2 protein-coding genes are annotated in these 1,254 nt (G+C 64.5%); both read right to left on the bottom strand.

The genetic code is table 11. From position 1 onward, the window contains the following. Positions 1–488: ATP-binding cassette domain-containing protein (locus PMI12_RS26175; RefSeq protein WP_007838764.1), on the bottom strand; the 488-nt coding region annotated here is incomplete at its 3' end. After that, the coding region (locus PMI12_RS26180) for an ABC transporter permease subunit (protein ID WP_007838766.1) at positions 485–1,254 on the bottom strand (770 nt) is incomplete at its 5' end. The genes PMI12_RS26180 and PMI12_RS26175, both read right to left, overlap by 4 nt.

Genomic DNA, 1,254 nt, shown 5'->3' on the forward strand with positions numbered 1-1,254 from the left:
GCGATGGTCACGCCGATCTCCAGTGCGCGCTGCTCGGCGTAGGTGAGGTTCACCGCGTGTACGTCGCGCTTCTTCTCCAGGCCGATCTGCTTGATGAGCTCCTCGGTGCGCTCATTGGCATCGTCGAGGTTCGAGAGGAAGCGCAGGAAGGTGTACTTGTAGCCCAGGCTCCACAGCACACCGCAGCGCAAGTTCTCGAAGACCGTGAGCTTCGGAAAGATGTTGGTGATCTGGAAGCTGCGCGACAGCCCGAGCCGGTTGATCTCGTAGGGCTGCTTGCCGTCGATGCGCTGGCCGTTGAGCAGCACCTCGCCGCTGGTGGGTGCAAGCCGGCCGCTGATCAGGTTGAACAGCGTGGACTTGCCCGCACCGTTCGGCCCGATGATGGCGATGCGCTCGCCCGCCGTCACGGCCAGGTCGACCCCGCGGATGATGTCGGTCTTGCCGAAGCTCTTGCGCAGGCTCTTGAGTTCGAGTGAATAGGTCATGCCGTCTCCCGCCGCTTGATCTCGGCTTCGATTTCTTCCTGCGCCTGGCCCCAGACCTTCGCGAAGCGCCGGCGGAACACCTCGAACACACCCAGCCCCACCGCCAGCAAGGCCATCGCGACGACCCAGCTCGCGACCGATGAGGTGTCGAGTTGCAGGCCCGCGAACGGCACCATGGGTCCGAGCGCCGCGTTGAGCTGCATGTGATAGATCATCTCGACAATGGCCGCCGCGCCCGCGAGCACGATGGCCGCACCGATGAACAGGCCCACGTACAGCAGGTAGAAGCGCTTGATCTTGCCGAACAGCGCCACGCGCACGTTCATCATGATCAGGCTGGCCACGCCGCCCGGCGCGAACATCACCATCAGCAGGAACACCAGGCCCACGTACAGCAGCCAGGCCTTGCTGAGTTCGGACAGCAGCACCAGCGCGAACACCAGCAGCGCCGCACCGATGATCGGCCCGAAGAAGAAGGTCGCACCGCCGAGGAAGGTGAACAGCAGGTAGCTGCCCGAGCGCAGCCCGTTCAGGCTGTCGGCCGCATTCACGATCTCGAAGTTGATGGCCGCCAGCCCGCCGCCGATGCCCGCGAAGAAGCCCGCGATGATGAAGGCGTAGTAGCGCACGCGCTGCGTGTTGTAGCCGATGAACTCCACGCGCTCGGGGTTGTCGCGCACCGCGTTCAGCGTGCGTCCGAGCGGCGTTCCGGTGAAGGCATACATCAGCGCGGTGCAGACGAAGCAGTACGCGGCGATCAGGTAGT

Source organism: Variovorax sp. CF313, assembly GCF_000282635.1.
Taxonomy (GTDB): Bacteria; Pseudomonadota; Gammaproteobacteria; order Burkholderiales; family Burkholderiaceae_C; genus Variovorax.